The organism is Pseudomonas sp. PS02303, assembly GCF_029959925.1.
GTDB lineage: Bacteria > Pseudomonadota > Gammaproteobacteria > Pseudomonadales > Pseudomonadaceae > Aquipseudomonas > Aquipseudomonas mandelii.
Genome location: NZ_JASCOM010000216.1, coordinates 1 through 9,966 on the forward strand (window position 1 = coordinate 1; position 9,966 = coordinate 9,966).

Sequence of the window (9,966 nt, forward strand, 5' to 3'; positions counted from 1 at the left end):
CCCCCCACCCCCGGGGCGCCCCGGGGGGGGGGGGGGCGCCCCCCCCCCCCCCCGCCCCGCTACAGATTGGTCCCCTCACCTTCGCGAATATTGGCTGTTTGATTGCCCCCACCTGCGCACTACTGTTGTTTCTGACAACTAAACCAACCGCAGGTGAATGACCATGAAAGCTTTGCGTATCCTTGCTGCTCCCCTGGCTGCCCTTGCCCTGACCGTTTCTGCGACTGCCATTGCTCACGAAGGCCCTTCAGAAAAGATCACGGTATTGCAGGATGAAGCGCTGAAAAACGTGCCCGGCAAAAAAGCCATGATGATCGAGGTCGACTACAAACCCGGCCAATCGTCGATTGCCCACAAGCATGAAGGCACTGCCATGGCCTACGTGCTGTCAGGTGCGGTTATTTCTCAAGTGAAGGGTGAGAAAGCAATCACTTACAAGGCCGGACAGTATTGGTACGAACCCGCCGGCTCGGAACACTTGGTTTCGAAAAACGCCAGTGCAACCAAGCCTGCCAAACTGTTGGTATTCATGGTGTTGTCCCCCGACGAGAAAGTGTTGATCCCCTTGGAAAACTGATAGCTGAAGGGATAGCCATAAATAAAAAGGCGCGAATTAACATTTCGGGCCTTTTTATTTCCCGGCGTGATTACTGGGCCTCGCTTAAACCCAATTAAACTATCGGCCAGCCAAGAAGTGCAGCGACTGGCTATTTCATTGTGCAGCGACAGGTTTAGTCTGGACAACTCGCCGGATATTCCGACATTACAACTTCCGACTCATGTTGTTTCACTGGAGTAACACCATGAAACTTGCGCTTGTCAGTACATTAACAATGACCCTCATCTTGGCGGGCTGCTCTGTTCCCACTGCGCCCAAAGCCGGGTCTTCGCTGGAAGGCCTTTTTACTGGACCGGTTGGCCGCAGCAATGCCACGCACGTCCCCAACGGCCACCAGGTTTCGTTGGGTATCGTCTACAGCCGCAACACCCAGGCCAACCGCGACTACCTGCAACACTACCAGGCCAACGCCGGCACCGGCTTCGGCCAGAGCCTGCTGGTGCAATCGATCCACGACGCCTACGTGGCCACCTCCAGACCGGACCATGCCGTGGACTGGGTCAAGGCATCGTTACAACGCCAGTTCGGCTCGGTGACGGTGTATCCGGACATGCAAAGCCTCAGGGCGGCGAAGCCCGACGTGGTCGCCATTGTCGACACCCGCAGCCAATTGATCACATCGCGCAGTTCGGATATCGAAGCGCATGTGAGTGCGCAGTTCTACGACTCAAACTTCAATTATATCGGCACTGCTCAAGGGCATGATGCCAAAGCGTTGAGTCCGTTATGGGCCGATTACAAGCGCAGTGAAGAGATTGTGGCGGATATTAACGAGCAACAGAATGTGCAAATTCGGGCACTGCAAAAGTTTGATCAATCGCTCAACAATTTAGTGATGCAACCCACAGAGACACTATCAGCCATTGAGTCAAAACAACTTCAAGCGCCGTACTAGCGCTCAACATAACCTTACTTTTAATCACAATAAAATGAACACGTCTACTGTCAGGAATGACAGTAGACGTTCAGCCTCCAATGCCTACCTAATTGGACACAAGGCATTGACCAGTGGGGGTCGGTACCTTTCGATCATTCCAAGGAGCTGATCATGAGTCATGTCAAACGCAACCCGTTGGACCCTGATTTCGGTGAAAAGGGGAAAACCGTCATTCGTATACCAGGGGCGGGAATTGAGGTTTCAAGAATTCACGGACTGGCGATCGACGCTAACGAAAAGGTGCTCTTTACCAGTTCCACCACTGTCGGTTTCGTGCTGGGGCGGCTGTTGAAGGACGGCAGTATGGACCGATTATTCGGTCATCAGGGATTCATCGTTGATCGCTTCCACGATGGCGGCGAATCCACAGGCAGTGCTATTTCCATTTTAAAAAACGGGACCCTTTTGCTCAGCGGATCACATCAGGCCGAAGGTTCCAGATTACTCCCCGCGCTCGCTCGCTTTGACGAATCAGGCCATTACGATTCGCACTTCGGCGAATTTGGCAAGATTGTCATTCCTCTCCCTGAAAGTTCTGCAGACGCTAACGATTTTCCCGCGCCTGAGCGATCAGCGAGTAGCGCGTCCTCCAACAACCCCGTGATACTTCCCGATGGGAAAATACTGTTGGTATACGAGGGGTGGCTCATTCGATTGACGGCGGATGGACAACCCGACTCAAACTTCCATGAAGGTAAACACTACAAAAGCGCCCGGCACCCTGAGCACCCTTCACTCACCAGGCGCATAGTGCAAACATCAGCGGATACGGTCGTGCTAGGCGGTTTCGCTGTGGTGAATGACCAACGTGCAGTCTTGCTTGCCCGATACTTCGTGAACGGAGAACTGGACACGAGCTTCGCAAACCAGGGCTTCGCACTCCTCAACGACTTCGATTTCCATTCAGTCGACGTGGATATAGCGGTCAAGGACCAAAGCAAAATACTGGTCTTCGCTCAGAAGAGCGGCTCCGATCGTTCTCAGGGCATGCTCGTATGCCTGGATGAAAACGGTCATTACGACACTTCTTTCAACAATGGGCAGCCCGTATTGCTCCCTACGGAGCCGGACCGCAGTTATTCCTGGCACGCAGGCCTGATTGATGCCAAAGGTCAGATTTTTGCATGCGGAGGCTCCATGGAAGGGATAGGGCGGCCGTTCTACACCGTTACAGCAAAGTTCCTCGAATCCGGCGAGCTGCAAGAGGAGTGGATTAATTATGCGGGCCAGCTGTCAGAAGCCGTCGCCACCGATCAACAGCGACGGATCGTGATTGGCGGTATCACGCGGGAGGACAGCATGTTACCGGCAATTTTCTGCTATCTGGATTAATGAGCAGCCGATAAAAAACTTGATGAAACCATCTCTGGATTGGAGTTAGTGAATATAGGATTCCAGAGCCGGTTCCAGCTCGGCAGCTGCTGTGACAGGCGCAGGCACTACCGCTGCCCACTCAACGCCAGGTCCAGCAACTCACGGTTGGCCACCGCGTACATGGCGTAATCGGTGTCGCTACGCTCTGATACCTCCGCTGCGACGCATGAACCGGATATGGGTACGCTTTCGCGACGCACAGTTACAAAGTCCCCATTGTTCGAAAGGAGCGTCGACATGCAATCAAAAAGCCTTAAAAGTGGCCTCGATTATCTGGATCCCCGCTTTGGTAGCGATCGCACCGGGATCGTTTGGATTGAAAAACAGCAAAACGACAATAACAACGCTGACGGGATCACGGTAGACCCTGACGATAGATTGCTGATCGCCGGAGGTCATCAAGCACAATTTTCACTCGTTCGATTAACCCCCCATGGCATGCAGGACACGACTTTTGGCGCGAGTGGTGTCGTCACTGGCGAGTTCGAGTCGGGGTATAAGTCGAAAGGTCATCACACTACGGTGTTAAAAAGCGGTGAAATACTGCTAAGTGGTTTTTTCTCACTCGAGGAATACAGCAATGAACTGGCATTCGCGCTATTCGATACGACAGGAAGCCCAGTGCAAGCGTTCGGCCAAAAGGGCGTGACGGTCATACGTCCCTTTGAGTCAGTAACGGTCAAGCCGCCTGAAGATTTTCAGAGTGGTGTATCCGTCGCTAGTCCCGACAGTTTTTCGTCTGAACTGCCTGATGGAAAATTGTTAGTCATCAGCAATCAACAGTTCAGCTATACAGAACGTGCAGGGTTACTGATTCGCCTGAACAGGGACGGATCGATAGATAAAGAGTTCGGTGCAGAGAAAAAAGGTTACGTATATATCAGGCATCCAGAATATCCGACCTGGATTGGCTCAATGATCCCGCTTGAAAATGGAATGTTTGCTGTCGCGGGGAACGCCATGGTGAACGCCAGAACTACCGCACTGGTGGCCGTGTACAACGCCGACGGCACAACTTTCGATGGATTCGGAACTAACGGTTTTTTTCTGCTCAATTCCATTACGTCCTCCTGAAAAACAGATCAGAAGGTGTAAACCTTATTCAGGACGGGACACGCAAGACAAAAAAAGCCCCGCCTCTTTCAAGACGGGGCTTGTTCATTCAGCGCTTGATCAGGCAGCCGGTTCCAGCTCCGCAGCTGCTGTGACAGGCGCAGGCACTACCGCTTGCCCGCTCAACGCCAGGTCCAGCAACTCACGGTTGGCCACCGCGTACATGGCGTAATCGGTACCGCTGGCGGCACGGATTTCCACCAGCATGGCGCGCCAGCGTTCGATCATGCCTTCGTGCTCTTCCATCCACAGCGCCAGGCGGGTTTCCACGTCCTGAGTGCCGTCGCCCTGTTGCAGGACGGAGATGGTGATCGCACGTTGCTGCCAGTCGACGTCATCACGGAACGCTTCACGGGCCAGGGCCTGCCAGTTGTTTTCAACCGGCAGAGCGCTGATCTGTTGCAGGTACCAGGTGATGTCCAGCGCGCTGCCCACGGCGAAGTAGGCCTTGGCCACGTCTGCAGGGTTCTGGCCGGTCACGTCGGAGGCCTCGATGATCGGCAGCAGGGTGTACAAGTGCGAAGTGCCAGCCACCATACGCGCGAGCAACTCCGGCACACCGGCTTCGACGTACGCCTGATAGCGGGCCTGCCAGGTGTCGCGGATCTCGCCACTGAGCAGTTCGTCGAGCTTCAGCCCCAGCTCCTTGAGGTGCGGACCGAAGTGCGCAACGTCACGGGCAGCGTTCTGCTCGTTGCGACGGGCACGCAGGAACCAGCGCGTGGCGCGACGGCCCAGGCGCATCAGTTCGTCCATCAGCTCCAGTTGCACGTCGGCGGAAACCTGATAATCCAGGGATTCGATCTGACGGAACCAATGCGGGAGATGGAAGATGTCACGCACGATCACATACGCACCGGCCACGTTCGCCGGGCTCATGCCGGTCGACTCTTTGAGTCGTTGAACGAAGGTAATGCCCATGTGGTTGACCAGATCGTTGGCGATCTGGGTGCTGACGATTTCGCGCTTCAGACGGTGACGGCGCATGGCTTGGGAGAACTTGCTCACCAGGCTTGGCGGGAAAGCGGTTTCCATGTCACGCGTCAGGTAATCGTCGTCCGGCACCTGGGAATTGAGCAGCGCTTCCTTGAGGTCGATCTTGCTGTAGGAGATCAGCACCGACAGCTCGGCACGGGTCAGGCCATGGCCTGCAGCGACGCGCTCGTTGATGGCTTCTTCGGCCGGCAGGAACTCGATGGCGCGATCCAGCTTGCCGCGACCTTCCAGATCGTTCATCAGGCGCTTGTATTCAGCGATCCGCGGCAAGGCACGACGCGCCGCCAGGGACAGGGCCTGGGTCTGCTTGTAGTTGTTGCCCAGCACCAGGTTGCCGACTTCGTCGGTCATGCTCGCCAGCAACTGGTTACGTTGCTTGTCGGTCATGTCACCGGCCTGAACCACTTCATTCAGCAGGATCTTGATGTTCACTTCGTGGTCGGAGCAGTCCACGCCACCGGCGTTGTCGATGAAGTCGGTGTTGGAACCGCCGCCATTGAGGCCGAATTCGACACGACCCAGTTGGGTCATACCGAGGTTACCGCCCTCGCCCACCACTTTGCAGCGCAGTTCGTTGCCGTTCACGCGCAGTGCATCGTTGGCCTTGTCGCCGACATCGGCGTGGCTTTCGGTGCTGGCTTTGACGTAGGTGCCGATACCGCCGTTCCACAACAGGTCTACCGGTGCCTTGAGCAAGGCATTCAGCAGTTCGGTCGGGGTCAGTTTGTCCGCCTGGATGTCGAAGCGCTCTTTCATCTGCGGGGAAATCGCGATGCTTTTCGCGCTGCGGGAGAAGATCCCGCCGCCTTCGGACATGATGCTGGTGTCGTAATCCGACCAGGCCGAGCGTGGCAGGTCGAACAGGCGCTGACGTTCGGCGAAGCTGTTGGCCGGCTCCGGGTTCGGGTCGATGAAGATGTGCAAGTGGTTGAAGGCTGCGACCAGTTGCAGCTTGTCGGACATCAACAAGCCGTTACCGAACACGTCACCGGCCATGTCGCCGACGCCCACCACGGTGATGCTGTCTTCCTGGACATTGATGCCGCGCTCGCGGAAGTGACGTTGAACGCCCACCCACGCGCCTTTGGCGGTGATACCCATCTTCTTGTGGTCGTAACCGGCAGAACCGCCCGATGCGAATGCATCGCCGAGCCAGAAGCCGTAGTCGATGGCAATACCGTTGGCGATGTCGGAGAAGGTGGCAGTGCCCTTGTCCGCAGCGACCACCAGGTACGGGTCATCGTCGTCATGACGCACGACGTTGGCCGGCGGAACCAGCGCACCGTCCTTCAGGTTGTCGGTGATGTCCAACAGGCCCGAAATGAAGATGCGGTAGCAGGCGATGCCCTCGGCCGCGATCTCGTCTCGGCTACCGCCCAGTGGCAGACGACGCGGCAGGAAGCCGCCCTTGGCGCCCACTGGCACGATGACCGAGTTCTTCACTTGCTGGGCTTTTACCAGGCCCAGCACTTCGGTACGGAAGTCTTCTTCACGGTCAGACCAGCGCAAACCACCGCGAGCGACGTTGCCGAAGCGCAGGTGCACGCCTTCGACGCGTGGCGAGTAAACGAAGATTTCGAACTTCGGTACTGGCTTGGGCAGCTCTGGAATCTGGTGTGGGTTGAACTTGAAGCTGAAGTAGGACTTGTTCTTGCCGTTCGCATCGGTCTGGTAGAAGTTGGTCCGCAGCGTGGCCTTGATCAGGTCCAGGTAGCGACGCAGGATACGGTCTTCGTTGAGCACCTGGACTTCGTCCAGCGCGGTAATGATCGCGTGTTCCAGGCGTTGCTGCTTGTCTTCCAGATCGTCGCTGGTCAGCTTGCGCGCCAGGTAGAAACGGGTCTTGAACAACCGGGTCAACTCGCGAGCGATGTCGGTGTGGTTGTTCAAGGTGCTGGCGATGTAACCCAGGTCGAAGCCCAGGCGAATCTGCTTCATGTAACGGGCGTAGGCACGCAACAGCGCCACATCGCGCCAAGGCAGGCCGGCGGTCAGCACCAGGCGGTTGAACGCATCGTTCTCGGCATCGCCACGCACGATGTGGACGAAGGCGTCCTGCAAGGTGTCGTTGAGTTGCTGGATGTCGAGCTCCAGGCCTTCAGCGGCGGTGAACGCGAAGTCGTGAATCCAGAACTCGCGACCACTGTTGTGGCGCAGGCGATACGGGAATTCACCCAACACGCGCAGACCGAGGTTTTCCAGGATCGGCAACACGTCGGACAGCGCCAGCGGTGTATCGGCGTGATACAGCTTGCAGTGCAATTCGCGCTGACCAGACACCTGGCCCAGTGGCTGATAGAAACTCATCACCAGCGGATTTTTTTCGGTCAGGCTCAGCAGGTGCTGCATGTCGACCACGGCCGAATGGGCAGCGAAACGCTCGCGGTAACCGGCTGGAAAGCCTTTCGGGAAGTCAGCCAGCACGTTGGTGCCGTGGGCTTCGCCGAAGCTTTCGACTACCAGACTGGCGTAGTCGTCCTGCCAGCTGCGGCAGGCCTGGACCACTTCTTTTTCCAGCAGGACCGGGTCGATGTCGAGGCGGTTCTTCGGATCGACGCGCAGAATCAGTTGCACGCGTGCCAGCACGGACTCGGAGAAGAAGGTCCAGAACTCGCAGTCCGAGGCTTTCAGGCGATCCATCAGCACTTGCTGGATCTTCTGGCGCACTTCGGTGGAGTAGATGTCGCGCGGCACGTAGGCCAGGCAGTAGCAGAAACGGCCATACGGGTCTTTGCGCAGGAACACGCGGATCTTGTTGCGCTCCTGGATCTGCACGATCGACATCACGGTGCTGAACAGCTCGTCCACCGGCGTCTGGAACAGATCGTCACGCGGCAGCACTTCGACCACCTGCGCGAGTTCCTTGCCCAGGTGAGCCTTGGGCTGGAAGCCGGAACGGCGTTCGATTTCTTCGACCTTGCGGCGGATGTACGGAATGACCCGCACGCTCTCGCCATACACCGAAGAGGTGTACAGGCCCATGAAACGGCATTCCTTGATGACTTTGCCGTCGGCGTCAATTTCGCGGATCGACACGTAATCCGGGTAAGCCGGACGGTGTACACGGCTTGGGTGCGCAGCCTTGGCGAACGACAGCAGGGTCGGTTCACGCAGGTAGTTCACGGCGTAGTCTTCGATGCGCAGGTCATCGTAGGTCAGGCCGGTGCGCAGCAGTTTGGTCAGGCCCAGGAAGGAATCCTGGTCGTAGACGATGTGACCACCGTCGACTTCATCGCGAACCACGAACTCTTCATAGCCCAGGAATGTGAAGTGGTTGCCCACCAGCCACTCCAGGAAGCTTTTGATTTCGGCTTTTTCTTCTGGATCGACGGCGTACTGGCTGTTGTCCAGGCCGGAGAGAATTTCCTGGACCTTGGCTTTCATCGGTTCGAAATCGGTGACCGCGACGCGGACTTCACCGAGAACCTGCTCCAGCTCTTTGGTCAGGACATTGAGTTCGGCCGCGTTGGCGCAGCGGTCGATTTCCAGGTACATCAGCGATTCTTGCAGAATGCCTTCGCCCTGGGTGCCTTTCGGCAGGATTTCCAGCAGCTCGCCCTTGCTGCCGCGACGCACGCTCAGCACAGTGGTTTGCAGGGTGTGAATGCTGTAGCCGCGACGGTTCAGCTCGGTACGCACCGAGTCCACCAGAAATGGCAGGTCGTGGTGCAGCACTTCGACCGCGGTGTGGGTCGACTGCCAGCCGTGGCGTTCGTAATCCGGGTTGTAGACGCGCACTTGCGGTTGCGCGTGATCGAAGCGCTCAAGCAGGCGCCACGCAGAAAGGGTGCAGCCGGCGAGGTCGGACAACCGACGCTGGGTCAGCTCGTCCAGGGAAATGATGCCGAAGAATTGTTCAGCGAACAGCGCCACTTGTGGCAGTGCCTGTTCACTGATGTGCTGGGCCAGTGCCGCTTGCAGTTGGTGCTGGAAGTCGGCTTTGCTGGCTGCGGTGAAGAACGCCATCTGTGGTACTCCGCTTGGGCTTGTTATTGATGGAAGCGTCGCGTGCAAAACCCCTTTCGGGGCGATCCGTCACCCTGTTCCTGATTCTCGGGCAGAGGAAACAGGGTGACAGGTGGGTGAAGCTGGACGAGACACTCAGGTCACATTCACCTTCCATGAAGGGGTATCGGCAAAAACGCCTGTGCGATGAATTGCACACTGTCTTTACGGATATCCATTCGATGCGCAGCTTAACGAGTGCGGCAAGGCCTGTGCTTGCGGCGCTGCGACATATTCGGTCATCGGTACGCAGCTCACGACATGCGCCTCGAACAACACTAGCAGTCGTGCAGGAAAACGGGCGCTTTATCCCCGGTTTTGCGGCACATCCGTACCAGAAATGACCAGTAACACTCCAAGTGTTCACGACACATGATCTGACACTCAGGCGAGCAGAAATTCCCGAGGGCTGGCAGAATTGCCTTTTGTTACGTTCACCACGCTCGCCGAGCCAGGATTTTCCCATGCAAATGACAACTGACCTCTTGATCGTCAACCCGTGCGACGAAGAAGAAGACAACTTGGCCATGCTCTGCTGCAACAGCGTCGAGGGCGAAATGTTCCTGATGAGCCGCTTTCCGGACGAGGATGAGCTGGAGATCATCTTCCACGACAAACCTTCGGCCCTCAACGGCGTGAAAGTCACCCTCAGCCCTGACCGCCTGCTGATCGAAATCGCCGCTGCGGACATCGATGTGCTCGATGGCGAAGACTCGCTGGAAATCCTGCACGGCACCGATGCGCAGGATCTGGCGGAAGTGGAAGAGACCTTGCAGAACATCCTTAACGGCACCGGCACCTATATAAGCCAGCTCTAAGCCTCGGAATCTCGGGTGCCTGAACCTGCCTCATCGCGAGCAGGCTCGCTCCCACATTTGATCGTATTTTCATGTGAGAACCCGGTCACCTGTGGGAGCGAGCC

Annotated in this window: 6 protein-coding genes; 5 read left to right on the forward strand and 1 reads right to left on the reverse strand. The window is 57.0% G+C overall.

Going from position 1 to position 9,966, the window contains the following annotated elements; genetic code table 11:
* Positions 1–163 precede the first annotated feature (163 nt).
* The 4 genes from QMX98_RS27810 to QMX98_RS27825 all read left to right on the forward strand — a co-directional run bounded on the left by QMX98_RS27810 (position 164) and on the right by QMX98_RS27825 (position 4,004).
* A complete protein-coding gene (locus QMX98_RS27810) occupies positions 164–577 on the forward strand; it encodes a cupin domain-containing protein (RefSeq protein WP_010459886.1) in 414 nt (137 codons plus the stop codon).
* A gap of 226 nt (positions 578–803) precedes the next feature.
* Positions 804–1,514 (forward strand): ATPase, encoded by a 711-nt coding sequence (locus QMX98_RS27815; RefSeq protein WP_169857978.1) that lies wholly within the window; start codon positions 804–806, stop codon positions 1,512–1,514.
* 153 nt (positions 1,515–1,667) lie between these two features.
* Positions 1,668–2,888 (forward strand): hypothetical protein, encoded by a 1,221-nt coding sequence (locus tag QMX98_RS27820; RefSeq protein ID WP_282411692.1) that lies wholly within the window; start codon positions 1,668–1,670, stop codon positions 2,886–2,888.
* Positions 2,889–3,167: 279 nt separating this feature from the next.
* Positions 3,168–4,004 carry a hypothetical protein gene (locus QMX98_RS27825; RefSeq protein ID WP_282411693.1) on the forward strand — a complete coding sequence of 279 codons (837 nt, stop codon included), beginning with the start codon at positions 3,168–3,170 and terminating at the stop codon, positions 4,002–4,004.
* A 99-nt stretch (positions 4,005–4,103) separates the two neighbouring features.
* Here the strand turns inward: QMX98_RS27825 and QMX98_RS27830 are convergent, their stop codons facing one another.
* Complete coding sequence (locus QMX98_RS27830; protein ID WP_282411694.1) at positions 4,104–9,005, reverse strand: NAD-glutamate dehydrogenase; 4,902 nt, start codon at positions 9,003–9,005, stop codon at positions 4,104–4,106.
* 503 nt (positions 9,006–9,508) lie between these two features.
* Between QMX98_RS27830 and QMX98_RS27835 the strand changes: the two genes are divergently transcribed.
* Positions 9,509–9,862, forward strand: coding sequence for a hypothetical protein (locus tag QMX98_RS27835; RefSeq protein WP_282411695.1), 354 nt, complete (start codon positions 9,509–9,511; stop codon positions 9,860–9,862).
* The last annotated feature ends 104 nt before the right edge of the window (positions 9,863–9,966 follow it).